Here is a 26233-nt window from a genome sequence, read left to right as displayed (position 1 = left end):
AGCAGCCAGCGCAGTTGTGCACTTGCGAAAATCGACTTGTGGGTCACTGAGAAATCTTTAAATTTGAGATGAGACATAGACATTAATAAAATCTTAAATAACTCCCGCTAAACAAATTGAAAATGAACAATGAAAAGAATGGGTTCCCGATGATCTTAGGCATTTTGGCAGTTATTATAGGCGTAGCATTGTACAAGGAGTTTGATTTTGAGACTTTTAGATTCAAAAAGGTAGGTTTGGGAATTGTTTATCTGATCACCTTCGTAGGGTTAGTTACTGTAATAGTGAGAAGTAGGATAAGCAAAGGGTAAGCCATTTGGACAAAAGGCATTCAGTTCAGGAAAAACTTTCGATAATCGCTTCCCGGTAACTTTCGTTATTGGATTTCTTGAACAAAATATCCCGGCATTTGTTGAATTGGACGAATGCTTTTAAGGCCTGAATAAACTTTTCAATCGTGATTGGGTCGAGATCGACAGGTTCGAAATGGAGGTTGTGGACGATCAGTACTTTTTGTTTGCGGTCGGCTTTGGCGTCCATTCGGGCAATAAAGGTTTCCCCAGCAAGTATGGGCAGTGAAAAATATCCATACTGACGTTTGGGGGCGGGCACGAAGCATTCGATCTGGTAATCAAAATTGAAAAAGTCCTTTAAGCGGTGACGGAAGACATTGAGGATATCAAAAGGTGAAAGGATGAAGACTTCATTGGAAATGTCAATGTTTGTTTCCTGATCGGGGAGCGTGTAGAGCGGACCTTTCAAGCCTTCGATGATGACGGTTTTTACTTCGCCGGTCCTGGCCATTTTTTCCAGTTCTTTTTTCACCAGATTACCTTTTGCATAACGGGCACGCCAGGCCATTTCTTTGGAATAGGCGATACCGAGCGCGCCTAATGTGCGGCGGATGACAAAACGGGCATATTCTTCATCCGTGGGCATATTCAGGTCGGTTTCCCTCGGCACGAGGTCTAGTGGCAGGCCATATACTTTCTGGAATGCTTTGGTGCGGCTGATCATCAGGTTTCCGTCGAGGTAAAGCCGTTCGAGCGCAACCTTCGCGGGCCGCCAATCCCACCAGCCGGAGCTGGCTTCCACGCGGTCGTTCTCAAAATCCCCGACCATGAGCGACTCTTCCCGTTCCGCCCGGTCGAGGATCTGCTTCATTAAATTGATTTCCGGCTCGGTAAGTGGTTTACGCTGGGTTTTAAACGCTTTTTTCACCGGCAGTGAAAAGCGAAAATCGTGCATGGGAAGGTAGCCAGCATCCGAAGTAAAGTACTCAAACACAAGGCCATCTTCGCAAAGTTCTGCCAGCCATTTTGTTTGATAATCCGGCACTCGCGCGGCCATAACGTGGTGATGGGCACGCTCCACGACATAATTCGTATCCAGCTGCACGAAGCCCAAATGGTCGATCACCCGAAAAACAGCTTCGATCCCTGTTCCAAACTGTGCTTTCCGGGCAAGTCCGGCGGCATTGAGGATGATTTTCCGTGCTTGCGTTTTGGTGAGGACAATAGGTTCCATTATGCTAAAATAGCGATAGATTCAATTGCCGGACTTATTTGCCAAAACCCGATGTTGATCCAGACTAAATGGTTTCTTGAGGTAATCAATTCCCGCCCAATTCAAAACCACGTACCACATCGGCCGTTTGCGACCGAGCACTGGATTACTCGTGGTGCGCAATAGACGCCTTCAAGCGATCGGTTCGTACATAAATGCGTTCGTCATTCACAGTAGCAACGTGTTTGTAGTTTTGTTCTATGAAATGACTGATTTTCGGCGTGTGCTCATGTCCATAAGAGATTGTATTGTTAAACCAAAAGGAATGCGCCGTGACCTGGTCGACAAGAACAACCGGTCTCCTGCTTTCCAGATCGCTCAGATATTTATTCTGGTATATTTTCTGGTCTGGTGCAGCCGTTAAAATCCGGTAGGAAATGACGTCGCCGGTTCCCTGAGGCAACCCGGTTTCAAGGTGATAAGCAGGATGCCATCCCCAGATTGTAATCGCATCTCCTGGTTGTGTATATCGAGTGATTTCCTTCGAAACTTGCGAAATTTCAAGGGGCTTGCCCAGATCTGAATGATTTATTTGTGCGGAAATTTTGCTTGTATATCCACCTATTGAAGCCAGTTTAGCAATGAGATGAGGCAAAAACAACATGACAAGCAAGGTCATGGAAAGCAGCCGGACTCTCTGTGCGCTCCATTGCGAATTTAGTAATGCAGTTTCCAGCAATACGCCCGTTAACAAACCCAGAGGGATAATTATATATTGTTGGTAATGCGGAAATGTATAACCTGATTTGATCACTGCATAAAACGCGATCAGCGTTTGCAGCAGGCCGAAAATGAATAGCAGGTTGGGTCTTCCAGACTTGCCAAGTTTTAAAAACCTGGTAAGTCCGTTATACCCGGCAAACAAAATCAGCAGCAGATAACCAGCTGCCAGACAGGAAAACTGACCGGACATTTTCAGGAAATTCAGATAATTAAGCGCCTTTTCCAGGATTGATCCGCCGCTAGAATACCGGCTGTTTCCAAGAATATAGAACTTCCACAGATATTCAATGGCGTTAAAACGAATGGCTAAAATGGCCACGATCAAAGGAAATAACAGTCCGCCTATCATTAAAACGGCCATGGCTTTCCACTTTCGAGTGCTGCGCATCAGAACGAGTATTCCCGCAAAAAATACCGTCAGCAGGGCGGTAGGGACGCCTTGTAATTTCGCAAACGGCACTGCTCCGGCAAGGAAACCAAGCAAAAAAAGAGTAACTGGATCTGGCGTTTGCTGTCGGTATAGTATCGAAAAAAGCCAAAAACACAATGCGAGCAGGCAAAGGCACACATATTCATTATAAAGCGTTGTAAACGCACCCTGGCTTAACAAATAAAAGAACGCTATGGGGGTAAACGTCAGCAGAGCGGCCTGCCAGTTGAATAAATTTGCGAATGTCCGGAAAGTGGCAAACAGCGTAATGCACAGAAAAACATAGCCCAATAGCCGGGCGGAAGTGTAATCAAATGGCATTCCCAGCCAGGATGGGATAATCAAACAGTAACTTGCAAGCGGGCCTTGCGTGAGACCATCGACATAGGTCCAATAAATCCAGTAATTTTTCAGGCTGAGTGCCTGCGCGAGCATCTGGCTTTCGTCAATGTCCATCTCCTTGTTGTAGGCAATGAAGGGATAGCGCATAAATAAAAGGATCACGAAAAAGGCTACGCCCCATACCCAGCCAACCTGAGGGGTTGACGATTTTTCGTTAAATTTTGTTTTGAAAAACAGGAGGGATAGTAGTAGCACCAACAAAAAACCGAACAAAGTGTAGCCGGTGAGCCACCTATCGAAATTGAGCATTGCAAAGAAAGATTAGTTATGGGGGTCCCTAGACTACTGCAAATATAGTCCTCTACGACCAATAACTAAAAAAGCATCTCCCACGCCTGCATATAACATACGTGGGAGACGGTAATTGTATTAAACATTTAAGTCAGGACTATGCCAACGCTTTGCCAGCGGCGGTGGCCTCGGGAACTTCAATAAGGCTGCCTGATTTTACGTCATAAATGAAGCCGTAAACAGGAATTGCTGGGTTTACCAGCGGGTGTTGGCGGATCCTTGCGACGTCATCCGCAACGCTTTTTTCCAGATTATTGAATGTAAGGAAAGAAACGAACCTCGCTTCATCCGATCCGCCGTTCTGGCTCACGTTCCGCCATCCGTTTTCATCCACGGTAGCCGTCTCCAGACTTTCCGAAAGCAAGCCCCGTATAATGTCGTCTGTGAATAGCTCCATGCCGCAATCTGTGTGGTGGATCACGAACCATTCCTTGGTCCCCAAAAGCTTGTGTGAGATGATTAGTGACCGGATCGCATCGTCGCTTGCGCGGCCGCCTGCATTACGGATCACGTGCGCGTCGCCTTCGGAAAGTCCTGCATATTTTGCTGGGTCCAGGCGGGCGTCCATACAGGTAAGGATCGCGAACTGCCGTGCAGGGGGAAGCGCGAGCTTCGACTTATCGCCGAAATTGGCCTTGTACTCCTTGTTTGCACGGAGTACTTCTTGTAAAAGCGGACTTGTTGTTTCTGACATGATGAACGAGATTTTTGAATGGATATAATTTAAAAATGGATAAGGATGGTCATAGCAGGTCTCTCCGCCCAAATATGCGGGATTGAATTGTATGGATGTGAAGGGGTAATGGCTGTCAAAAGCCGATAGACCGGGAGGTGGTTTCTTTTAGTCTATTAAAATTATAGGGTAAAGATATGTAAAAAACTATTTCTGTTTAGCTACATTTAAATATTTAATCTATAATATTGATAGATTAATAGAGCAAACAAAAAAGCTTCGCCAATAACTATGAGAAATCTGCTATTCCTGGCATTGGCCCCTACCGTTGATTCTGTTAAACAAGAAAACAGCGGCTCGCTTAAAGTGGTTAAGATTGAAGCTTATGAAAACAAAGGGCTGACCAAAGAACTTGGTGTTATAAAATTACCAATACTTATTTTATACAAAAATAATAAGGTAGTTTGGCGAAAAACCGGCGTCACACCAAAAGCTGAAATTGACAATGTTTTGCGCGAGCAGACTTTGTAATAGAACTAACCGTCATACTCGGTGGCAGCCAAAATACACGCAGGACAGGTACTGGAAGAAGTAGCAGGGAGGTACTTTAAAGATTTACCCCTCCCGTTACCTCAATGCGCTGACCGTTGATCCACTTTGCGTCCTCGCTGCAAAGAAAAGCCACGACACCGCCTATATCATCCGGAAATCCCACTCTGCCCAGGGAAGTGATGCCCGCAACAAATGATCTGATCTCGGGCGAATCCTCCATTGCGCCACCGCCAAAGATTGCGCCGGGTGCCACTACATTGGCGGAAATTCCCCGCGGTCCCAGTTCAAGGGCGAGATACCTGGTGTATACATCGATCGCGCCTTTCATGATCGCATAGGCCGAGACGCCTGAGAAACTTTGACGTGACACGGCTGATGAAATATTGACAATCCGCCCGCCGTCCCGAATGTGGCCCAGCGCCTTTTGGGTCAGGAAGTAAACGCCTTTCAGGTGAATGTTCATCATTTCATCGAATTGCGCTTCGGTAGTCTCGGCAACCGGTGCCGTGAGGCTGGTACCTGCATTATTGATAAGGAAATCAAAACGGTCCGCGCCAAATGTAGATGTTAATGCTGCGCCCGCCTGTTCGAAAAAAGCATCGAAGCCACTGGTATCTGCCGTATTCAGCTGCAGGGCAACGGCTTTGCGGCCAAGTGATTGTATGGCAGCCACCGTTGCTTCCGCTTCGGTTTTGTTGCTGTTATAGGTAAGCAATATGTCGGTACCCTTTTGTGCCAGGTTCAATGCGATGTCCCTGCCGATACCACGGCTTCCGCCGGTGATGAATGCGATTTTTTGAGCTGCCATTTGACTTTTTGTATGGATTAAAAACAATACAAAAGTCCGTCAAATGATAAAGCCCCTGTTTGTTCCGGCCAATCTATTTTATGTATAATTCGAACTTTCTGTCTGGCGGCGGAATGCGCCGGGGGAGAACGAAGTTTCACTTTTGAAGAATTTAGCAAAATGCGCAAAGTCGGAAAAACCCAGACTGTCGGAAATGTCGGCAATGGTCCAGTCGGTGTGGCGCAGCAATGCCCTGGCCTCTTGCACAAGCCGTCCGGAAATGAGTTCCGTGGTGGTAAGCCCCGTGGTTTCCCGGAGTACTTTGTTCAGATGATTGACATGTACCGCAAGCTGGTCGGCGTATTGTTTTGCGGTTCGCAATGCTATTTTTTGTTGCGGGTTTTCAAGTGGGAATTGTCTTTCGAGTAACTCAATAAATAAAGAGGTTGTACGGGCAAATGCGCTGTGGTTGGGGTGCAGCATGGTGGTCGATTGCAGCTTCTGGCCCATATGGATCAGTTCCAGCGTGTAGGCGCGCATCAGGTCGTACTTGTATGCGTAATTAGAGGTGATTTCCGCCTCCATGTTCTCAAAAATGCTTTGAACGCGCGCAGCCTCTGCTTCCGATAATGTATGCACAGGATGTTCGGGCGATCTGAAAATAGGCAGTTCGTCGATGATCACCCCGCTTTTGGTCGGGTGAAGAAATTCCGCGGTGAATACACAAAACTGCCCGGTTTGACGGCCAATAGGTAACCAGTTGAAAGGCGTTTTGGGCGTGGAAAATACGAGCGTCGGTCGCGAGATATCAATGGTGCGATCGGGATACTCGGCACGTGAACACCCGGTAAGAAAGCTGATCTTATAGAACGCACGACAAGGGTAAGGCACAGTGGGTTTTTCCCCGGTCGTTTGTGTGATTTCCGTCAGGTTAAATACATTGAAATGCCCAACTTCATGCTGGATCCCGGCGGGTAGCAACGCACTCAGATCCGTTGAAGACCCGCTGGAAAGTCGGCTGCATAGTTCTTCAAAAGAGGTTGGGGTCATGAGTTTAGATTTGTAAAAATCAAATTTACGGCAAAATAGGATAGGATCAAATCCTCGTTAATCGACCGGTCGTCGGGGTTATACGCTCCGGCCGGGAGCCGAGGGTTATCATGCTTTGCTGGAATATGAGAACAAGTTCACAATCAATAGCTTCGGCGTCAGGGATGACGACCAGTCGCTGGCAAATCCCTGTGGATTGGCATTTGAATCCGGAGGGGCATTGGAAGATTTCTGGGAAGTTGAGCGGGATGGTGCGGGGGAAGGGTTGTTCGATAGTTAGATGGAAAAGAAGAGCAAAATTACGATAAATCATTCTTTTACAAACTTTTGCGCTGATCCATCCACAAATTTCAAAACATATGTTCCGCTTGCCAAAGGCCTGGTGTCGATTTGCTGCTGGTTGGTCGTGATCACAATTCTCTGCACCAGCCGCCCGGTTGCATCATGCAGCGTAGCAGTACTTTTTAGCAATGCATTGCCAACCTGGAAAGTCACCACAGCTCCCGCCGGATTTGGATATAGCGCAGCGAAATTCCCATCGCCAGCCAGCGAGATGATCTTGCTGTAAGTATAAGCCCCGTCGAGATCGGACATTTTCAGACGGTAGTAAATATTTCCAGTATAATTCGTCCTGTCATTGTAGCTGTATTGATGATCTCCGCTGCCAGCCGCATCTACAGAGGCGATTTTGATGAACTGCTTAGCATCAGCGCTGCGCTGGACTTCAAAGTTGTCGGTGTTGACTTCGCTGGTGGTGCTCCATTGTAGCAGGTTGCTGCCCGTTTCACGAGTTGCCGAAAAGCTGATCAGATTGAGCGGCAATGCGGTTTGTATTGTTTTTACAAAAAATCCACTAAAACCCGTCACGTCAAAACTCACTTCCCAGCGGCCAGCATCTGCGTTCCACACCACTTTTCCTTTGGCGTTCGATGGTGTGATGGTTTCGATGGCGCCATTATACGAACCTGGTAATCCAAATTCAGTATCGCTAACTCCCGAACGTTTTTCGATACGGAGGTTTTCTTTGTAACCTTCCTCATCCGCGGCATCGACGGGTAGTGGAATGGGATTTTCCTCATTGAAATCTGTGAACTCCTGCTGGGTAAAATAGAGGGTCACTTTTGCGGTGGCATTGAGCGCATTTGTCTCCGGTTGGATCTGGTAATGTCGTTTCAGGTAGTTGGGAGGCTGGGTTCCCGCCACCCAAACTTTGGCAGTTACGGCTCCGTTTAATGCTGCTCCGCGGTTAGGTGAAAGGTAGGCCAGAGCCTTACAATTTGATCCATTCGTGGTAAGAAGAATGTCTCCGGAAACAGTAGCCGTCGCCACATCGCCGTTCAAAGCAAGTTCGCGCGCCGCGCCGCCAAACTCATAGGCACCCATATCCACTGCATTTTCTCTTATTCTCGGCTTACTGTCCAGATCGGTAGTGATGCCTGAAAAATCGGGGGTTTGACCAGCTGCGTAATAATTATATCCTTTGTTGATGGCAGGGCTGCACGGCTGTAACCTGTAATCGCCCCCGGCAGCATTCACGAACAGCGGATCGATATCCGGGATAGGAGGATCGACCGGTTCAAGTGTTTTGTTTGATTCCAAAATGCTATATTCAATCGTTGTAGTGCCGGTGGCACCCGGAGCATTAAATATTGCATTTTGATTGCCATAAATAATACTGTTACGTAGCTTGGGAGCAGAAGTTCCGACGTTATACACGGCGACACTGGTACTTGCAGCACTGTTACCGGCAATCGTACAATTGATAAGCACTGGGGAAGCATTGGCATTATATACTCCGACGAATTGAAAGTTACGGACATTGCCAATGATTGCACAGTTGATCAGGACGGGTGCTGCTCCAGAATGAGAGATGCCAAACTGGCTGACACCGGTAATCACAAGATTGACCAGTATTGGGGATACCATATAAGTGGCAACTCCGATGCTACCACCTGTTATTGTAAAGCCATCCAATCGTGCTGGCGACTGTCCATCAGGATTAAACTCTACAACAATATTGTTCCCCGTTCTCCGCAGGATACTTTTGTTGGAGGTAATCGACAAATCCCGGTCAGCAAGTCTTATTTCCGTTCCGGCAAAACCACCATATACCTTCACCCCTGCTCTGATACTGAACGCCGCCTGTTCTGCCAGGTAAGTACCGCCTGCTACCCATATTTGGCCGCTCGGAGTAGAACTGATGGCCTGCTGGAGACTGCCCATCGCGCAATCCCAGCTTATTCCATTACCGGTTCCTCCCTCTTTCACAAACCTGACTCCCGGAATTGAAGCAACGAGTTCATGCTGATATTCATACGCGCCCATATCCACTGTGCCACCGCCAAAAAAACGGGAATGGCCGTTCAGATCAGTGGTAATATCGGATATGTCGGGCGTTTGACCACTGGCGTAAACGATGTTGCTTCCGCTGTTTAAGCCTTGGCTGCAACGCTGCAGCGTGTAATCTCCCAATGCCGGATTATTGAAATGAGGGTCTACATTGTTTTGAACAGGATTGCCGTTTATATCAACACCGGTTTCAGAGTGCAATAAACTGTACTGTATGTCAATCGTAGAACTATTATCATTGTAGAAGCCGCCGTTGCTTGCGGACAAAATGCTGTTACGTACTATGGGTGAAGACCGGGTCCTATTGTAGATACCAACTGAAATCTGCTGTTTATCGTTATTTCCGGCAATTGTACAATTGATAATAACTGGTGATGATTCCGAATTGACTATGCCCGCAGGATTGTTGTTGTCTACAATAGCGCAATTAATCAGGATTGGAGAAGACTGCAGATTGTTCACTCCCGAACCGGTATTACCCGTGATTTTAAGATTAACCAGCAAGGGAGAAGATGAGCTACTAATAACTATACCACCAAATACGGCTCCTGAGATCGTAAACCCATCCAACCGGGTAGCAGTTGTGAGTATTGTAAAATTGCTCACGACAGCTTCCTTGACACCGCCGCCGCTAAGGATGCTTTTATTGGCAGTGAGTGCCAGGTTCCGGATGGCAAGGACGCCTTCTGTGCCAGCAAAACCGCCATAGACCTTTACTCCCTCCTTCAATGTAAAGCAGACATTACTTGATGGCACATTATAGGTGCCACCAGCCACCCATATCTCATCACCACTCGTGCTGCCATCGATCATAGCCTGCAGATCATCACTTGCAGTCGCCCAGGAAAGACCGGTTTTCGAACTAGCGCCGGATGGTGTGACAAATGATATTTTTGGTGGTGGGCTTGGTAAAGCAAAAGCCCCTGATGAAAAAAGATTCAGGAACAAAAAAAGGGATAGGAAAGCCGATACTTGCTGAGGGAAAGAATACAAGAAAGACTTACTTTTTGCAGGATGTAGATGTTGATCCATATGATACTTTAAGAAGAATTCATGAGATTTAACAAAGTACAGCCTTTCGTTATTAAAAACCTAAAATTCAATTTCCTCCGATCGGCTTATTCTACAACTGGAAGTTGTATCCGCTGGCCTCACCCCTTGGTAAATTCCGCAATCCGCTCATTACAAATCCGTTCCGTCAAGTCTTTCAGCAGTTTCACCCGCTCGCCAAGGTACTCCAATTCGGCTTTTTCGATCTTGTAGTTCATATTATACCTCGAATCGATGTATGCCTTTTGCAAGAGTTCAAACAGTCGCTTTTCTTCTGGCGTATTTTTCGGAAAAACCTTTGCGAAGTCATGATGAAGTTTTTGAACCTGATTTCCTAATTTCTCTATGTCGTGGATTTTTGGCTTGTAGTCGGTGAAAACGAGGAGAATGGCGGAATAATACCTTTCGGTAGCTTGGTGAAGATTGAAAGCGGCTTCTTTAAACCACGTTTTGTCAATATGAATAAAGGCAGTTTCTAAAAAACGGCTTGAACTTTCAAACCATGGCTCAAACTGCTCTTTTGCTTTCTTCTGTCTTTCCTCGGAATTCATATTTTTTGGCTCGGATATTTTGAATTTTCCCGAATTGAAAAGCAAAATCCCTTCTTTTAAAATGTCGACGAAAAAATATTCATTCCGTTCAATCTTATCATTTACGAACCCAATGCTGTGATGAATGATTGTGACGCTTGTTTGCTCGTCATTACTATTTACACTTTTGCTCAGGTCCCACCACTTTTCTCCGTCTTTGGCTGATTTTCTGTCTTTGGTAATGACGAGAATATCATAGTCGCTTACATACTCGTAGGTCTCCTGAAAATCCTCCACCCAATCGCCGCGTGCATGGCTGCCGAAAAGGATGACCATTTCGGCAGGTACTTTTTCGACAATGATTTTGGTGAGTGTTTCTAATTCTTCCTGTTTGTCGTCGGGGAGGTGGGAGAGGGTGGTTTTCATGGGTGTGTGGAGGGTTTTGGCTTTTCTAAGTTTATTTTGGTTGCGTGCATTGCCAAAAGGTCTGCATTCAAAAGTAGAAAATTATCGCCGAAATGAGCTTTTACTTGACGCAACACCCAGCCCTTTTAATTCCGCTACCGGCCATTTGTCCTCCACCAAGTAATCAGGTCATTAAATGCCGCAGAGCGGCATCCTGTTTATAGCCAAAACGCAACCCCCCAACAATAAAGGCCCTGTCGGGGCCTCCTGATTATTGCCAGTTGCAGGAGGGCCCGACAGGGCCCTGGTAGGCTCGTTTGATTGGGTCTCTATAAACAGGAAGCTCCGCCGGAGCTGTTTTGCCTTCATCCTCACCTCCGCCCGATCTTCGACATTGATCCCCGCATAGAATTTGAAACTTTTCAGCCTCAGCCGCCCACCTGCGAGGTCATGGCTAAAGCCGAAATGTTGTGTCGGTGGCGCTCCGCCGGCTAAAGCCGACGGTTAAGGAGAAAACACTATCTTCTGCTTATCCTTTAAATGTTGTCCCTAAAATTTGGAATGATACCTCGTCAAGCCCGTACAGCCTTCCGCTCCCCAACCCGCCCATACCCATCAATCTTTTTCGCCTGGATAACCAATTCGGTCACAAGCAACGGCACAGACCAGCTGACCCAGACCGTGAAACTTCCAGTGTCGGATTGGAAGGCGAAATGCTTGGAATCCAGCAGGGCGTAAAAGATTAGGCGGAATATGATGAAGTTGCTTGTCAGGACGTAATTCCGGACCATCCATTCGCGGTGTTGGGTATACGCACGTTTTTTTACGGCCCAAAATGCCATTGCGCCTGTGACGAACCAGGCCAGGTCCATTGCCAAAGCACCGGCTCCGAACATAAAATCTTTTTTCCGGATGATATTATCGAAAATGGCCAGGTAACCGCCTGCCAAACCCGCCAGCGAGACGCTCATAAGATAAAGCAGACCTAATTTCCGATGAACCGAGGCATATTTGATCCTTATCGCGGGCATGAATTGAAACGGACCGACTAGCAGTGCGAGGACGCCAAAGAAAATGTGCCCAATAATGAACGCTTTAAAATACTGGAAGCCGTTGCTGTAGATAGTGCTGGACAGGTCGAAGTAACCGATTGCATTGTGATGGATGTAATAAAAGGCCAGTCCAAGAAAAATAGCCCAGCCTGCGTAGCGGATTGATTTGGGTTTCATAACATTTCGTTTTTTACCCAAAACTACTCTGTATGTGCAAGTTACGCTCTCCCCAATTTTGGCAGTATTCTACCTGGAATCATAAGTTCAAGTACAGTTCCCAGGCCCGGTTTGGAAGTAATATTCACCGTAAATCCTCCTTTTTCTGCTCTTTTATAGTAATTATTTAGCCCGTTGCCATATTCTATAAATGTTTTCTCAAAACCCCTTCCATTATCTGCAATGTCAATATGAATACCTCCCAATGCTACGGATATGTGTACATCCACATGGTTAGCCTGGGAATGCTTGACTATGTTATGCATGGCTTCCCTGAAGATCAAGTATATGTTTCGTCGCTGCTCCATGGTGAATGACAGCAGTTCGAGATCGCCCAGGTTGTTCTGAAAATTGAATTCGATGTCCTGCTTTCCCATCATTTGAGAACCTGAATTTCGCATTCGTTCGAAGAGCTGTGAAGGCGCATCATTCTCCGGGTTTAATGCCCAAACGGTATCACGGATCACCTGGATGGTTTCCTGCGAATCTGTTCGCATTTGTTTGAGAATAGGTCCAAGCTCCTCGTACCCGTCACCGATCCGCTGCTCAACCATCGTCGTCGAAATGGCAATGCTTGTGAGCGTCGTGCCGATTTCGTCATGCAGGTCGCTCGCAATGTTGTCGCGGAGGTCGAGCAGTTTGTTCTTTTGGGCAAGATTTTCACTAAGCTGGCTGATCAGTTTCTGCTGCGTTTTTCCATACAGGCGACGATGGTTCAGGGCACGTTCGCAAAGGATATAGCTAAGGATGATAATCTCCACGACTGTACCCAGCACAAAAAGATTATTATAGGGAACAAATGGCAGCCAGTTAAATCCATATACGGCAAGCATACTGACCAGCATCCCCACCAGACTGCTCAAAAACGCGATAGAATATAAAAGAAGCCGTTTGAAATCTTTCACCCATACATATATCAGGCTTATCAGCAGGAGCAGCAGCACGATTAAAACCATCCCGCCCCAATCGATCCCGGCCCAGTACAATATTTTGTAAAGAATAGAAGAGTATTCTCCTGTGTAAGCTGTGACGATTATATAAAAGAGCCAGTCGATCCAAAATATCCCGGTAAAAATCATTGTGGTTAGGTAGAGCAGCCGGGAATGGAGGCGGAGGTCCAGGAATTTCATGTGAAAGATCACCCAGCATTGCAGGTAAAAAAGGTGTTGCGGAATATAGTCCCGCCAGATAGTGGGATCAGAAAAGACTTTGACATAATCGTAAAAATTAAGATAGAATATCAGAAAGGAAAAGAGCAGGAGCGTGTACCAGCCGGTGACCGGTTCGCGCAAACTGACGAATAAGAGCAAGGAAAGCAAAAACGCCAGAAAGAAAACACCCAGCGCCAGACTTTGCCAGCGGTCAGTTGCCTGTTTAAATTCGAATGCATAACTCAGATCCGCCACTTGAAAATAGTCACCATAACCGTCACCGGTGTCAATCCTGAGAAAGACGCGTACTGGCCGCCTTCCCAATGCGACGGTCGGAATAGTCGTGCTGATTTGCTGAGCTGCCTTTGGGATTTCATAACCCGTCATCGCCTCGCTCAGCTTCCCATTTTCGTCGATAATGTAGCTGGTGAGACGCTTGTAAAGTCGGAATGTTGAAATAAGGTAAAGATCTGTTCCTGAAAGGTTTTTAATATCAAAGCGCAGCCAAACGGTCCCGGGCCGAAAACCCAGCTGTACGATTTTCTGGTTACTATTGACCTGAAATGAATCGAGATGATACTGAGAAACCTCCTGGTAGCTAAGCTTATGAGATAAATCTTCCAGGAAATAAACGGCTCGTGCAATGGCGACTGGCTTTCGCGGGTCTGTCACAACGATTTTCGGCTGCGCAAATGTGGCCGTTTGTGAAAGAAAAAATAACCCAAAAACCAGATTACGGATTGTTGCATCATCAGGGATCATCGTGGCAGGAGGGTTTATTGTACCAATTTTTGCTGAATTGCCTTGGCTACCGCCTCAGGTGCCGAATTGACGTGCAATTTTTCATAAATGTGCTTAATGTGGTAATGCACGGTGTGAAAACTGACATTACATTTTCCGGCAATCATTTTATAGCTCATGCCATTGACCATACATTCCAGGATTTCCCGCTCCCTTCCGGTGAGGTCGACATAGCTGGGTTGTTCTTTCACAAACTGGTCCTGGAACATCCTCAGCGCTTTCGCAGCAATAGCAGGTGACATGTTTGCGCCTCCATGATGCACGTCAATAATGGCCCTCAACAAATCGTCCGGATCGGCATTTTTCAATACGTAACCTGATGCCCCGCTGCAAAGCGCAGAAAAAATACGATGCTCATCTTCAAAGACCGTATAAATCAGCACCTTAACCTGTGGGTTTGCCGCAATCACCAGCCGGGTTGCCTCTATTCCGGACATACCGGGCATTTGAATATCCATTACCACAACTGACGGCTGATGTTTACGGGTTTTAGCAACCACGTCTGATGCATTTTCGTAGGCGCCAGATAAAAAGACAGACTCACTTTTAGCAAAATAATGTAGTAATGCCTGCCTGAGGCTTTTGTTATCTTCAAAAAGTACGATTGGAATCATTGGCCGCTGGTGAAAAAATAAATTTACTAATAATCAAGAAGTTATGTACCTCCCAATTTGGGTAGTCGGCACAGGCAACGAGCATTACGTTCCCTAATACTACCATAATTGGGGATTTTAGGATTGCTTTCAAAGTGTAAACTTTATGCTGCTAAATTTGGAAAAATTAAAACATATTGATCATGAACTTGACGTGCCTTTATCCCAAAACTGAGACCATGTGGTTTGACCGTGACTATTACCTGAACGAACACATTCCACTTGTTCGGAAACGTCTTACTCCACTCGGTTTGAACAAAATTGACATCGAAGAAGGCCTTGCAGGCGGGGTTCCCGGCACACCTCCGGCTTATATCATTGTCGCAAAGCTCAGCTTTGATTCTCTGGAAATCCTGCAAAATGCATTGGGTACCCATGGCCCTGAACTCATATCAGACATTGCCAACTTCACGGATGTGCAGCCAGTCATGCAACTTGGAATCAGTATTTGATTATCAACCCTTTACCAGTTAACAAAATGTCAAAAATAATTTTTATTACAGGAACCAGCACAGGTTTCGGTAAGTTGATGACCAATACCTTTTCAGAGGCGGGTCACACCGTAATTGCGACCATGCGTGATATGACAGGCAAAAACGCAGATGTCGCCATGGAACTCGCTGTATTACCGGGTGTACAAGTCCTGGAGTTGGATGTTACCAGCGATTCGGATGTGGATACGGCCGTAGCGAATGTGCTGGAACAACATGGCAGGATCGACGTGCTGATCAATAATGCAGGAATATATGGTGTTGGCATTCAGGAAGCATTTTCGGTTGCCAAAGTGCATCAGATCATGGATGTGAATTTCTATGGTGTCCTGCGCCTTTACCAGGCCATTCTTCCTTCCATGCGAAAGGCGCAGGATGGGTTAATTATCAATATTTCCAGTGGCTATGGATTGGTATCATTTCCTTTTGTGGTGCCGTATTGTGCATCAAAATTTGCTCTGGAAGCACTCACAGAAGGATCTTATGCTGAATTGTTGACCCAGGGGATCGAAAATGTCCTGATTGAACCCGGCGCCTACCCGACAGAGCTTTTTAATAAATCACAGTTTTTCGACCGTCCAGATATTGCGGAAGCCTACGGCCAGCAGGTCACTGATTTTATGGTGGTGGCCGGGAAGGCATTGGAGGATGCCATGACACGTACCGGCGCCAATCCCCAGACGGTCGCAGATGCGGCACTCACATTAACAAATATGGAAAAAGGCAAGCGTCCCCTGCGTACGCCACTGGACATGGCGGCAGATGGCGTCGATCAGGAGTATGTCACGGCGAAGGAACAGATTAAGACGAAGTGGCTCGCGAAATATGGATTTTGAGTTTACCAAAACATACTCACAATGAAACAGTTTTACATTCTCATGATCATGCTTGTTCCTTTTGCATGTTTTGCAAAAGTGAAGGTTTTAGCCCCTGAACCAGTAGCCTGGTATCCTTTTAACGGAAATGCCAATGATGCGCAGGGCTCCTTACATGGAACGGTGTTTGAGGCAACTCTTACCACAGATCGCTTCGGCAATGCAAATTCGGCTTATTATTTTGATGGAATTGACGATGTAATTGAGACTGCAGACGTTGCTACGACCAATAATGTAACCTGGGCACTGACGGCGTGGATCAAACTATCAACATTGAACCAGTTAGGCGCTGTGGTTACAAATGGGTATGACAATGTCCTGGATTATGGTACCGGCTATTCGATTCATGTCAACAATGGTAACGGCACAGTTACCGGGAATGTAATGACCGGGGCGTCGGATGGAGTGGCGTGGTACAATAGTGCGGCGTACTGAGCACGGCGGACATCTGGTATCATGTTGCCCTGGTCCGGAGGAACGACGTCACCCAAATGTATATCAATGGGGTAGCAACACCCAACTCAGCTGGCTTTGGCAGCTACGTACCTGTGGGAACAGTTCGGGTGGGCGGCCAAAATGGCGGCAGATACTTTGCCGGCGCGATCGACGAGGTGAAGATATTTGATGTCAGCCTATCTCCGGAAGAAGTGATGGAAGAATATACTTCCAGCGCGCCTCAGATCGTCTACAGAGGAAGTGGCAACGCATTGCAGTTTGACGGCTCGGATGACTTTGTTGATATTGGAGGCGCTTTTGCAGACCCGAATTTTACGGTCGACTTGTGGCTGAAACCGGGCGAAACACAAACCCCGTTTGCCAACGTTATCGACAACAACCATACCGACTCTCAAAACTGGTTTTGTCAGCAGGAAGCAGATAATACCAATGTGTATTCCTTCGGGATCAGCGGTGCGGTTGCTACCTTCCAGCTCACAGCCGGGGTTTGGCAACAGCTTACGCTTGTGAAGCGGTCTTCTTCCATTGAAGTTTATTTAAATGGAATCCTCATCAGTTCATCGCTACTGCTTCAGCCTTTGAATTATGTTTCGCCATCGCTCCGGCTGGGCGCCTGGGGTGGGACCGGGAGAAATTGGAATGGCAGCATGGATGAGCTGCGCATTTGGAATACCGATCTGAGTGAAGCGGAGATCCGCGAGAGAATGTGCCGCAAGATCACACCGGCTGACGAGATATATGACAATCTCGTTTCCTACTACAATTTTAACTCGGAAAATAGCAACACATTGACAGACCTAAAATCGGACCAGGATGGTACCCTTCAAAACAGCCCAACCTGGGTTACCAGCTGGGCTTCGCTCGGTGATGCTTCAGCGTATAGTTACGGTGGAAGCGACCTTAGTATTTCCAATGCGCAGGGGGAAAGCCTCACCCTTTCCGACTTCACAGGTTCTCCAACTGGTGTACATATTTATTATGTCGGTACTGTCCCTAATTCCATCAGTGGAATAGAGGGTGTTGGCGCTAATAACAGATATTTCGGGGTTTTTCACTTTGGTGGGACGGACGCGTCTTATACAACAACCTACCATTATGGCGGAAATCCATTTGTCAATGCAAACAATGAGCCGGGTTTGAAGATATACAAACGTGCTAATAATGCGGTGCCGACCTGGTCGCCAGGTAGTTTAGAGTTCACCAACGATCCGGTCGCCAACACAATCACCATTGAAAGCGATGACAGCGAATACATGCTCGGTTCCACTTCCGAACCTTTGCCGGTGCGTCTGTTAAGCTTCAATGCGAAAGTTAAAATGGGCGACGTGAAATTGAGTTGGTCTACAGCTGAAGAAGTGAACGCAAGCCATTTTATTGCAGAACGGAGTGCGGATGCCAGGATTTTTGAAAAAATTGGCCAAGTTGATGCTGCTGGCAATAGCAGAACTCGCCAGGATTATGCCCTTGTCGACGAGACACCTTTACAGGGAACAAGCTACTACCGGCTCCGGCAGGTTGATCTCGATGGTAAGGAATTCATCTACCGCGTTGCGGCTGTCCGCATAGAAGCCGCCTTCAGCCAGACGGTCTATCCAAATCCCGCTAACGCAGGAGTTCTTTACCTGGACTTCAAAGGCGACCTCGCCGACTTGGCCCTGACAGATATGACAGGAAGGAAAATGAAAATCGAAACGCAACGAATATCGTCGGGTTTGGTAATGATCAGAAGCAAATCGCAATTAGCTCCCGGCTTGTATTTACTTACTGCTGTGATGGGACGACAGGTGGCGACACATCATGTTGTTGTTTTGGAAAGATAGGGAGGAAGGGGACTATGGAGAAAGGAGGCAATTGGCTTTAGGCTGGTTGCCTTTTTAATGTCTTGTACTATCTGATAGGGATTTTTTAAAAGTCACCCCGCCGTTCTGATCCCTCTCATAAACAGCAACGCAATTAGCGTTAAACGCACCATCAAAGTGTGGCTCGGTTGCTGCTAACTTGCTGGGAGCTGCTTTTGAAGCATCAAAAAAATACACAGTAGTCCTTCCATATTTTGTGTAGGGCATCAAGTCGCCGTACTTTTGCATTTCTTCCCAGACTTGGCCTTCTACCGACACGGCATAGATCCGTACAATCGGGCCGGTATTGTTTTCATTTCTGTAAATAGCCACTTCCTTGAAATTGCCTTTGAGATCCCCCACGTTTGGCTGTGATGTGGAATCGTAGATAATGAACCCAACTACCGCGGCGAGGAGGATCAGGATTACCAATTTTTTACTTTTGAAGTTCATTCAAATGATTTGTGTTTTCGTAAAGATAGGTCGGCGGACCTAATTATATAGCTTCATAAAACTGATCAAACGGGCTAGACATAATGTTCATACATATATACATATTGTTTATATTTATGAAAAATTAAAGCCCTTGATGAAATATAGCATTCTGTTTTTCGCAATTGCCATTTTTTCATGCGGAACACAATCATCCGACAGCAAGCAGGCAGAGGCCTTGCCGGATGTTGATGAAACGGAATTTACGGCAGCACCGGCGCCAGAATGGTCAAATCTGTTCGTTAGAAAATCGGGCTGGTTTGGCGGTGATGGTATATTTGCAATCCCATTTTCGGGGAAGGATTCTGAAAAAAGCGATAGCGTGTTCTTTGTTTTCAGCGATACCATGTCTGGTGAGATAAAGGGCGATACATTGATGCCCGGCTCCAAGTTTGTGAACAATTCAATCGCAGTACTGAAAGGGAAAACGCCTGAGTCTGCTGCAATAGCATTTGGCGTAGCGGGTGACAAAGCGGTTTTTATCCCTGAAATGAATAGGCCGGACAAGGATACTTATTTCTGGTTGGGCGACGGTTTTGCCAATCCGGATGCTAATAAAGACCTCTTTATCTTTGCATATAAAATCACCAATACCCATGACAAATCCGCTTTTCCTTTTAAAGAGACGGGCAATTCGCTGATCCGGATTCCGGCAGGAAGTCATTTTCCTTATCCCGACCAGCAACATTGGGACCTTCCGTTCAATAACTACAAAAATGGAGCGGAGAATATTTCATTCGGCGCGGGGGTGTTTAATAATAGCGAATCGGCGGGAGAGACAGCGGCCGACGGTTTTTTATATGTGTATGGAACGAAAGGCCCATCTAAAAAGCTGGTTTCAGCCAGGGTGAAGCCTACCCAGGTCGCGTCGTTTGACCAGTGGGAATTTTGGAATGGTAAGGATTGGTCGAAAGACGTGAAGTCGGTGGCCGCTGTTAGTGATTCTGTTTCCAATGAGCTGAGCGTGAGCATGCTGTCGCCTGGTAAATATGCGCTGGTGTACCAGCTGGGCAGCCTTCTCCCGGATATTTGTATGCAGGTAGGGCCAACACCGGTGGGTCCATTTGGCCCGAGGATTGTGCTTTACAAAACATCGTCCGACATTAATGATCCTGATTTGTTCACATACAATGCCAAAGCGCATCCCGCATTGTCGGCGCCGGGGGAGTTGCTGATTTCCTATAATGTGAATACTTTCAAGTTTTTCGACGTTTTGCAAAAACAGCCCAACTTTTATCGCCCGCGGTTTGTGCGGGTCAAATTTGGCCGCAGCACTAAAAAATAACTGATAATGCGCTCTAATTACGACAAGTTTCCTTTCATTGAAGTAAGCAGTTCTCCGGGCGTATTTTTTGCTGGCTGGGAAAGTATTTTCCAGGAAATAAAACATCTAATCCAGTCAAAAAATAAAACAAAAACTGTAATCTGTATTGACCTTTACCATGGGGTTGATGCAGGCATGACACTTCATGCGGTAAAGGCAAATCTCGACACCGTTGCAGTTATTAATACAACCGATTTTCTCAAAAATCCCAATGAAATCGCTGAAATGGTGTATCCGTTCGTGACGGATGATCAGGTTTTTGGGAAAATGAACCAGCTGGTAATGTTCGATTTCTTTGAGATGAAAAGCCTGGAAAACGTGCGAAGAAGGATCCTGGGTATCGAGTCAGGATTGGTGGTGGTTTGTGGTGAGGGTGCCGCACTTTTCGCTGATGCCGATGTGCTGGTTTATGCTGACCTGGCCCGTTGGGAAATTCAGAAGAGGATGAAGAGGAACGAGGTTGGCAATTTCGGAATGGATAATCTCGACGAGAATTTTTCATTGAAATACAAACAAGGCTATTTCCTGGATTGGCGCGTTTTCGACAGACATAAGCTCCGGTTTTTTGACCAGATCGATTATTTTATAGACGCCAATACAGCGGGAGAACCGAAAATGATCGGTTCGGAAATGTACGGCAAAGGACTGGATCAGGCCGTGAACCGACCATTCAGGGTGGTGCCCTTTTTTGATCCCGGACCATGGGGGGGACAATGGCTGAAAGAAATCGTAGACCTTGACCGCGAGGAAGTTAACTATGCCTGGGGTTTCGATTGTGTCCCTGAGGAGAATAGCCTGCTGTTCAAATTTGGCGAGTCCATTTTTGAAATCCCTTCCATTAATCTTGTGCTGACCCGCCCGCGACAACTGCTTGGGCAGGCCGTTTACGGGAAATTCGGCACTGAATTTCCAATCCGGTTTGATTTCCTCGACACCATGGAAGGTGGTAACCTGAGTCTGCAGGTGCATCCCACGCGGGCCTACATCCAGGAGCATTTTGGGATGGATTACACCCAGGATGAGAGCTATTATTTCCTGGAAGCAGAGGAAGACGCGTGTGTATATTTGGGTACACATAAAAACGTGACGGCCACGGCGATGATCGCAGACCTGGAACTGGCGCAGGGCGGTACGGCGGACTTTGATGCGGAAAAATATGTAAACAAGATGCCCGTCAAAAAGCATGACCACATTCTGATCCCAGCCGGTACGATTCATTGCTCTGGAAAAAACGCGGTAGTCTTGGAAATTTCTGCTACCCCCTACATCTTCACTTTCAAACTGTGGGATTGGGGAAGGTTGGGGCTGGATGGCAGACCCCGGCCAATTAATATAGAACACGGTAAAAATGTAATCGACTGGACCCGTGACGAAGATTGGGTAAAGGAAAACCTGTTCAACAACATTACCGAAATCTCGGTCAATGGACATTCAAGGGAGGAATCTACGGGCTTGCATACGACGCAGTTTATTGAGACCAGAAGGCATTGGTTTGACAGAAAAGTAACACATCATACCCACGGAAACCTGAATGTGGTCAATCTGGTGGAAGGTGATGAAGTGGTTGTAGAAAGTCCTGAGGGGCTTTTTGAACCCTACGTCATTCATTATGCCGAAACATTTATCGTACCAGCGAATGTCGCATCCTATGCGATCACGCCAATTGGGAAATCCGTCGGGAACCAATGCGCGACCCTAAAAGCTTACGTCAGGGTGTAGGAACATCATATTGTTTCGGAAGGTAGCCAAATTTGCTATTTTTGTTTTTGTCTACCTGGTTTTCGCCTTTATGAAATTTAGTATCGATCACAAGAGTCCGGTCCCTTTGCACGTTCAGGCGGAAAATCTGCTGCGCACGATGATCAGCGATCCCGAGCATTTGAATGGCAAGTTTTTGCCCAATGAAGTGGAGTTGGCAAAACAACTGGCAATATCCCGATCGACGCTGCGACAAGCCCTAAACAAATTGGTTTATGAAGGCCTGTTAATCCGGAAAAAAGGCATAGGTACCAAGGTGGCAGAGCCGGTAATCAGCTCAAAATCAAAGAACTGGCTGAGCTTTACGCAAGAGATGAATGCACGAGGAATTATTGTCAGAAATTTCGAGCTTCACGTAACCTGGGTGACGCCGGACGAAAAGATTGCCAATTTTTTTGACATTACCGCTGACAAAAAAATCCTCAAATTAGAGCGCCTCAGAGGCAAAGCAGACGGTCCATTTGTATATTTCATTTCTTATTTTCACCCAAGAGTCGGCCTGACCGGGGAGGAGGATTTCAAACGGCCGCTGTATGATATCCTCGAAAAAGACCATATGGTAGTGGCTACACTATCAAAAGAGGAAGTTGGCGCCATCGCTGCCGACAAGTTCATCGCCGCAAAGCTGGAAGTGGAGCCAGCAAGCCCCATTCTTTTCAGAAAACGCTTTGTATTTGATCAGGGCGAAAGACCGATCGAATACAACCTCGGCTACTACCGGGCCGATAGCTTTGTGTATACTGTTGAAAGCGTACGGGAGTAATAAGTCCTTCGCCTGCGTTTAGCGTCACCCGTTCAAACATATGTGACATTCCCTTTTCTACTCATTAATGATCCCAAAATCAGCGTAATAAAGTTGAGAATAGGCTCTGAGACATTCTAACAGATGTTTTGTAGTTAAAAAATAATCTCGCTTTAACTGCTAGTAATAATTATATTATATCCATGAATTATTATTTGGCGTAATTCTTGATACTTAAAGATTATGTTTATATGTTTGTACATATGCCGCCTTTTTGATTAAACATAGTCTGATCAGGTGCATAGGCATTTTTACTCAACAACTTCAAGCCGCTTTCAGTGAATAACCTATGATAACCGAAGCATAACGCTGAGGACATTTTTAATAACTAATCGTTGCATTTATGAGACCAAAACTACTTAAAGACCATGGACACAGGTCATCGTGCGCTTTTTTGGGAATTGCGCTGGTAGGCCTTCTGACTCCTGCAGTGTGGGCAAACAATCATGTGCACGTCGTGCCAGGCGTCGCTGTTCATCATGCTCCCGGAACCCGCATTATCGCCGATCAGGCCGTTTCCGGAACCATTACCGATGAAAAAAACGGAGTAATTCCAGGCGTAAATGTCCTGGAAAAGGGTACTACTAATGGTGTGGTTTCGGATACGGACGGTAAGTTTTCAATCAATGTAAAGGATGGCAACAGTGTGCTTGTCTTTTCATTTATTGGCTATGTAACCAAAGAAGTCAAAGTGGGCTCAGGCTCGATATTTGATATTAAATTGGAAGTATCGTCGCAGGAACTGAACGACGTGGTCGTGGTAGGGTATGGAACCCAGAAGCGGTCGGAATTGACCAATGCAGTTGTACAGACAACAGGTGCAGAGATTAAAAAATCCAGCGCCGCGTCTCTGTCCAATTCGCTCGCAGGACGCATGGCGGGCGTATATGTCACGCAAAGGAGTGCTGCTCCTGGTTTTGATGACGCACAAATACTGGTGCGGGGTGCAAATACATACCGTAATACTTCTGCCCTGATCGTAATCGATGGCGTTGCCAATGCAGACCCGGATGGTCTGAACCGTTTGGACCCCAATGATATCGAATCCATTTCGGTGTTGAAAGATGCTTCGGCAGCCATTTATGGTGCACAGTCGGCCGGTGGAGTAATCCTGGTCACTACCAAAAGAGGTACGTCGGGCAAGCCAACGTTTGATTTTTCAACAACGCAGTCATGGCAATCCCCAACCATGAAAGTGAAAGCGGCCGATGCATTGCAATATATGAAAGTGTTGAACGACAGGAGGGCGCTTGAAGGTACTCCTGCTGACTTCCCGGATGCATTGGTAGAATCCTTTAAAAATGGAACACGCAGGGCCGAAAACTGGTGGGATGCGTTAATCGGGCCCCCGGTGAGGCAGGATAGATACTCATTGACCATGCGTGGTGGTACAGACAAGGTCAGGTATTTTGTTTCATTGGGCACCGCTTCGCAAGGGGGTATCTTGCGCGGTGACGATAAATCGAAGCTAAGGCAATTCAACGTAAGAAGTAACGTGGATGTGACTGTGACAAAAGACTTCGAAGTGGGGCTTGACCTTTCGATCCGTGAAAAATCTACCCAAACCCCACAGGGAGGTCCCGGCGGGGATATAGGTTACATAGCCACTACCAGCCCGTTGCAGGAAGCATTTATTGGCGGGGACTACCGTTATCCCGGTGAAGGATGGGCGCACTTAAATCCAGCCGCCCGTGTTAAGAGCCCAGGTTATCGCAGATATAAGGCCGACGTGGCAAGCGGAACGCTCCGTTTCAAGTACAACATTCCATTTGTACCGGGATTAGCATTGGATGGTTTTTTATCTGTTGTCAAAACCATCGGTTATGACAAGCAATTCAACTGGGTTTGGCCATATTACGAGAAAGCGCCGGACGGAACCCTTGTTAAAAAACAATCCAGGACGGTGGAGGATATTGGTCTGCGGGAAGATTTTAGACAAAGTCTGCGTACAACCGGAAACGTAAAGCTGTCGTATGCCAAGACCTTCGCCAGGGACCACAAAGTTAACGCTTTTGTTGCCTATGAGCAGATGACCTACGGCGACAACAATTTCTGGGCACAGCGCCTTGGGTACGATTCAGACCAGATCGATCAACTTTTTGCGGGAAATACGAACCGGTTGAACTGGAATACAGACGGTACTGCGACTGAATCGGCAAGACAGAATTTTTTCGGACGTGTAAGCTATGATTTCCGGGAAAAATACCTTTTCGGATTTAGCGCCAGATATGATGGGTCCCCTATATTTCCCAAAGAAACCCGTTTTGGATTTTTCCCACAGGTTTCGGCCGGTTGGGTAATCAGCAATGAGTCATTTATTCCAAAAAATATAATCAGTAATTTGAAGCTGAGAGCTTCCTGGGGACGTCTCGGGAATGACCGGGTTAGTCCCTTTCAATACATTGCCGCTTACGGATATGATGCCGGTTGGGTAGTGAATGGAGTGGATGCGCGCGGTATTGCCGTGAAATCGACGCCTAATCCTAACATTACGTGGGAAGTGAGCGAAAAGACTGATATAGGCTTGGAAGCAGCATTTTTAAATAACCGCTTAACTTTTGAAGTGGATGTGTTCCAAGCGAAAACTTCCAATATTTTGGGTAGAAGACAGGCTTCGATCCCAGGTTATACCGGGCTTCTGTTGCCGGATGAAAACATCGGTAAGATGAATAGCCAGGGGATTGAATTCCAGGCAGGGTACAGGCACAACTTTTCGGATCTTACCTTGCGAGTCAACGGCAATTTGTCTTATAACAAAAACGAAATTGTTTATTTCGACGAAACACCCCAGGCAGAAGAATATCAGAAGCTGGAAGGCCAGCCATTCGGATCGAGACTGGTGTACAAGTCCATCGGCATTTTTCGGACCCAGGCAGATCTTGACCAGAACATAAAGTACCCTGGCGCAACATTGGGTGGTCTGATTTTCGCCGACCTGAATGGGGATGGTCAGATTGACAGCAATGACCGGTATATGTTCAACACTACCAACAATACCGCGAGAGATCCTATTACTGGCTTGGATGTTACTACCATCTTCCCCAGCACACAGTATGGCCTGAGTATTGGATTGAATTACAGGAATTTTGATTTGAGCACCTTGATGCAGGGGCAAAGTGGTGCGAAGTTTCGTTTGAGCACTGGATTCAATTCCGGCGCGGGCGGTAATGGCTTGGAATATGTAGCAATCAATAGCTACTCAAAAGAAAATGTAAACTCGATACTTCCGATGATTGCGCCGACCGGTTTAGCCAATTCGGACAGCGACTTTTATTACCACAAAGCAACGTGGATGCGTATGAAAAACGTCCAGCTGGGCTACACACTTCCGAGAGACCTTCTTTCAAAAGCGAAAATTGCAGCATTGAGAATTTACGTTTCCGGCGACAATGCATTCATGATTTTCAATTCGCTTAAAAAGTTCGGTAATGGTGATCCGGAATTCCTGAGCGGAAACGGGGGAGCTTATCCCAATATGAAAACGCTGAGTTTCGGAGTCAATCTTACTTTCTAATC

Annotated in this window: 22 protein-coding genes; 11 read left to right on the top strand and 11 right to left on the bottom strand. The window is 46.6% G+C overall.

Annotated features, from left to right (window positions below; translation table 11 throughout):
• The first annotated feature begins 122 nt into the window (after positions 1–122).
• Positions 123–311, top strand: coding sequence for a hypothetical protein (locus tag FHS68_RS10220; protein ID WP_167269702.1), 189 nt, complete (start codon positions 123–125; stop codon positions 309–311).
• Between the two features lie 25 nt (positions 312–336).
• Here the strand turns inward: FHS68_RS10220 and FHS68_RS10215 are convergent, their stop codons facing one another.
• From FHS68_RS10215 to FHS68_RS10200, 3 genes are all read right to left on the bottom strand, one after another.
• On the bottom strand, positions 337–1527 hold the full coding sequence (locus FHS68_RS10215; RefSeq protein ID WP_167269700.1) for a winged helix-turn-helix domain-containing protein: 1191 nt from the start codon (positions 1525–1527) through the stop codon (positions 337–339).
• Between the two features lie 145 nt (positions 1528–1672).
• On the bottom strand, positions 1673–3370 hold the full coding sequence (locus FHS68_RS10205; protein WP_167269698.1) for a glycosyltransferase family protein: 1698 nt from the start codon (positions 3368–3370) through the stop codon (positions 1673–1675).
• Positions 3371–3509: 139 nt separating this feature from the next.
• A complete protein-coding gene (locus tag FHS68_RS10200) occupies positions 3510–4106 on the bottom strand; it encodes a beta-class carbonic anhydrase (protein ID WP_167269696.1) in 597 nt (198 codons plus the stop codon).
• Between the two features lie 270 nt (positions 4107–4376).
• Here FHS68_RS10200 and FHS68_RS10195 point away from each other — a divergent pair, with 270 nt between their 5' ends.
• Complete coding sequence (locus FHS68_RS10195; protein ID WP_167269694.1) at positions 4377–4616, top strand: thioredoxin family protein; 240 nt, start codon at positions 4377–4379, stop codon at positions 4614–4616.
• Positions 4617–4692: 76 nt separating this feature from the next.
• Here the strand turns inward: FHS68_RS10195 and FHS68_RS10190 are convergent, their stop codons facing one another.
• Both FHS68_RS10190 and FHS68_RS10185 read right to left on the bottom strand, forming a co-directional pair.
• Complete coding sequence (locus tag FHS68_RS10190; RefSeq protein ID WP_167269692.1) at positions 4693–5445, bottom strand: SDR family oxidoreductase; 753 nt, start codon at positions 5443–5445, stop codon at positions 4693–4695.
• Positions 5446–5523: 78 nt separating this feature from the next.
• Positions 5524–6474, bottom strand: coding sequence for a helix-turn-helix domain-containing protein (locus FHS68_RS10185; protein ID WP_167269690.1), 951 nt, complete (start codon positions 6472–6474; stop codon positions 5524–5526).
• A gap of 115 nt (positions 6475–6589) precedes the next feature.
• Between FHS68_RS10185 and FHS68_RS10180 the strand changes: the two genes are divergently transcribed.
• Positions 6590–6754, top strand: coding sequence for a hypothetical protein (locus FHS68_RS10180; RefSeq protein WP_167269688.1), 165 nt, complete (start codon positions 6590–6592; stop codon positions 6752–6754).
• A 29-nt stretch (positions 6755–6783) separates the two neighbouring features.
• On the opposite strand, the gene FHS68_RS10175 is transcribed toward FHS68_RS10180, so the two are convergent.
• The 5 genes from FHS68_RS10175 to FHS68_RS10155 all read right to left on the bottom strand — a co-directional run bounded on the left by FHS68_RS10175 (position 6784) and on the right by FHS68_RS10155 (position 14642).
• Positions 6784–9855, bottom strand: coding sequence for a right-handed parallel beta-helix repeat-containing protein (locus FHS68_RS10175; RefSeq protein ID WP_167269686.1), 3072 nt, complete (start codon positions 9853–9855; stop codon positions 6784–6786).
• Positions 9856–9974: 119 nt separating this feature from the next.
• Positions 9975–10829, bottom strand: coding sequence for a HEPN domain-containing protein (locus FHS68_RS10170; protein WP_167269684.1), 855 nt, complete (start codon positions 10827–10829; stop codon positions 9975–9977).
• A gap of 551 nt (positions 10830–11380) precedes the next feature.
• On the bottom strand, positions 11381–12037 hold the full coding sequence (locus tag FHS68_RS10165; protein WP_167269682.1) for a DUF2306 domain-containing protein: 657 nt from the start codon (positions 12035–12037) through the stop codon (positions 11381–11383).
• A 41-nt stretch (positions 12038–12078) separates the two neighbouring features.
• Positions 12079–13989, bottom strand: coding sequence for a sensor histidine kinase (locus FHS68_RS10160; RefSeq protein WP_167269680.1), 1911 nt, complete (start codon positions 13987–13989; stop codon positions 12079–12081).
• Positions 13990–14003: 14 nt separating this feature from the next.
• On the bottom strand, positions 14004–14642 hold the full coding sequence (locus FHS68_RS10155; RefSeq protein WP_167269678.1) for a response regulator transcription factor: 639 nt from the start codon (positions 14640–14642) through the stop codon (positions 14004–14006).
• A gap of 182 nt (positions 14643–14824) precedes the next feature.
• Here FHS68_RS10155 and FHS68_RS10150 point away from each other — a divergent pair, with 182 nt between their 5' ends.
• The 4 genes from FHS68_RS10150 to FHS68_RS10135 are packed head-to-tail and all read left to right on the top strand — an operon-like array spanning position 14825 to position 18323.
• Positions 14825–15133 carry an EthD family reductase gene (locus FHS68_RS10150; protein ID WP_208408274.1) on the top strand — a complete coding sequence of 103 codons (309 nt, stop codon included), beginning with the start codon at positions 14825–14827 and terminating at the stop codon, positions 15131–15133.
• A gap of 26 nt (positions 15134–15159) precedes the next feature.
• On the top strand, positions 15160–16008 hold the full coding sequence (locus tag FHS68_RS10145) for an SDR family oxidoreductase (protein WP_167269676.1): 849 nt from the start codon (positions 15160–15162) through the stop codon (positions 16006–16008).
• A gap of 21 nt (positions 16009–16029) precedes the next feature.
• A complete protein-coding gene (locus FHS68_RS10140) occupies positions 16030–16482 on the top strand; it encodes a hypothetical protein (protein WP_167269674.1) in 453 nt (150 codons plus the stop codon).
• Positions 16479–18323: a LamG-like jellyroll fold domain-containing protein gene (locus FHS68_RS10135; RefSeq protein WP_262889593.1), complete on the top strand. Its 1845-nt coding sequence runs from the start codon at positions 16479–16481 to the stop codon at positions 18321–18323. The genes FHS68_RS10140 and FHS68_RS10135 overlap by 4 nt, the downstream gene beginning before the upstream one ends.
• A 54-nt stretch (positions 18324–18377) precedes the next feature.
• Here FHS68_RS10135 and FHS68_RS10130 read toward each other — a convergent pair whose 3' ends face one another.
• A complete protein-coding gene (locus FHS68_RS10130) occupies positions 18378–18794 on the bottom strand; it encodes a hypothetical protein (RefSeq protein WP_167269670.1) in 417 nt (138 codons plus the stop codon).
• Between the two features lie 136 nt (positions 18795–18930).
• Here FHS68_RS10130 and FHS68_RS10125 point away from each other — a divergent pair, with 136 nt between their 5' ends.
• The 4 genes from FHS68_RS10125 (at position 18931) to FHS68_RS10110 (ending at position 26231) form a co-directional block, all read left to right on the top strand.
• Positions 18931–20118: a DUF5005 domain-containing protein gene (locus FHS68_RS10125; protein ID WP_167269668.1), complete on the top strand. Its 1188-nt coding sequence runs from the start codon at positions 18931–18933 to the stop codon at positions 20116–20118.
• 6 nt (positions 20119–20124) lie between these two features.
• Positions 20125–21876, top strand: a complete 1752-nt coding sequence (locus tag FHS68_RS10120) for a class I mannose-6-phosphate isomerase (protein ID WP_208408273.1) — start codon at positions 20125–20127, stop codon at positions 21874–21876.
• 70 nt (positions 21877–21946) lie between these two features.
• Positions 21947–22678: a GntR family transcriptional regulator gene (locus tag FHS68_RS10115; protein WP_167269666.1), complete on the top strand. Its 732-nt coding sequence runs from the start codon at positions 21947–21949 to the stop codon at positions 22676–22678.
• 382 nt (positions 22679–23060) lie between these two features.
• Positions 23061–26231 (top strand): SusC/RagA family TonB-linked outer membrane protein, encoded by a 3171-nt coding sequence (locus tag FHS68_RS10110; protein ID WP_167269665.1) that lies wholly within the window; start codon positions 23061–23063, stop codon positions 26229–26231.
• Positions 26232–26233: the final 2 nt, after the last annotated feature.

Origin of the sequence: Dyadobacter arcticus, from assembly GCF_011762185.1 — a bacterium.
GTDB lineage: Bacteria > Bacteroidota > Bacteroidia > Cytophagales > Spirosomataceae > Dyadobacter > Dyadobacter arcticus.
Note: the sequence above shows the minus strand (reverse complement) of the source record. Positions and strands in the feature narration are given on the sequence as shown.

Coding starts and splice junctions, on each gene's coding strand:
- FHS68_RS10220 (WP_167269702.1), top strand. CDS start 123: ATGAACAATGAAAAGAATGGGTTCCCGATGATCTTAGGCATTTTGGCA.
- FHS68_RS10165 (WP_167269682.1), bottom strand. CDS start 12,037: ATGAAACCCAAATCAATCCGCTACGCAGGCTGGGCTATTTTTCTTGGA.
- FHS68_RS10175 (WP_167269686.1), bottom strand. CDS start 9,855: ATGGATCAACATCTACATCCTGCAAAAAGTAAGTCTTTCTTGTATTCT.
- FHS68_RS10200 (WP_167269696.1), bottom strand. CDS start 4,106: ATGTCAGAAACAACAAGTCCGCTTTTACAAGAAGTACTCCGTGCAAAC.
- FHS68_RS10160 (WP_167269680.1), bottom strand. CDS start 13,989: ATGATCCCTGATGATGCAACAATCCGTAATCTGGTTTTTGGGTTATTT.
- FHS68_RS10205 (WP_167269698.1), bottom strand. CDS start 3,370: ATGCTCAATTTCGATAGGTGGCTCACCGGCTACACTTTGTTCGGTTTT.
- FHS68_RS10110 (WP_167269665.1), top strand. CDS start 23,061: ATGAGACCAAAACTACTTAAAGACCATGGACACAGGTCATCGTGCGCT.
- FHS68_RS10145 (WP_167269676.1), top strand. CDS start 15,160: ATGTCAAAAATAATTTTTATTACAGGAACCAGCACAGGTTTCGGTAAG.
- FHS68_RS10190 (WP_167269692.1), bottom strand. CDS start 5,445: ATGGCAGCTCAAAAAATCGCATTCATCACCGGCGGAAGCCGTGGTATC.
- FHS68_RS10115 (WP_167269666.1), top strand. CDS start 21,947: ATGAAATTTAGTATCGATCACAAGAGTCCGGTCCCTTTGCACGTTCAG.
- FHS68_RS10120 (WP_208408273.1), top strand. CDS start 20,125: ATGCGCTCTAATTACGACAAGTTTCCTTTCATTGAAGTAAGCAGTTCT.
- FHS68_RS10155 (WP_167269678.1), bottom strand. CDS start 14,642: ATGATTCCAATCGTACTTTTTGAAGATAACAAAAGCCTCAGGCAGGCA.
- FHS68_RS10215 (WP_167269700.1), bottom strand. CDS start 1,527: ATGGAACCTATTGTCCTCACCAAAACGCAAGCACGGAAAATCATCCTC.
- FHS68_RS10140 (WP_167269674.1), top strand. CDS start 16,030: ATGAAACAGTTTTACATTCTCATGATCATGCTTGTTCCTTTTGCATGT.
- FHS68_RS10125 (WP_167269668.1), top strand. CDS start 18,931: ATGAAATATAGCATTCTGTTTTTCGCAATTGCCATTTTTTCATGCGGA.
- FHS68_RS10150 (WP_208408274.1), top strand. CDS start 14,825: ATGAACTTGACGTGCCTTTATCCCAAAACTGAGACCATGTGGTTTGAC.
- FHS68_RS10170 (WP_167269684.1), bottom strand. CDS start 10,829: ATGAAAACCACCCTCTCCCACCTCCCCGACGACAAACAGGAAGAATTA.
- FHS68_RS10130 (WP_167269670.1), bottom strand. CDS start 18,794: ATGAACTTCAAAAGTAAAAAATTGGTAATCCTGATCCTCCTCGCCGCG.
- FHS68_RS10195 (WP_167269694.1), top strand. CDS start 4,377: ATGAGAAATCTGCTATTCCTGGCATTGGCCCCTACCGTTGATTCTGTT.
- FHS68_RS10185 (WP_167269690.1), bottom strand. CDS start 6,474: ATGACCCCAACCTCTTTTGAAGAACTATGCAGCCGACTTTCCAGCGGG.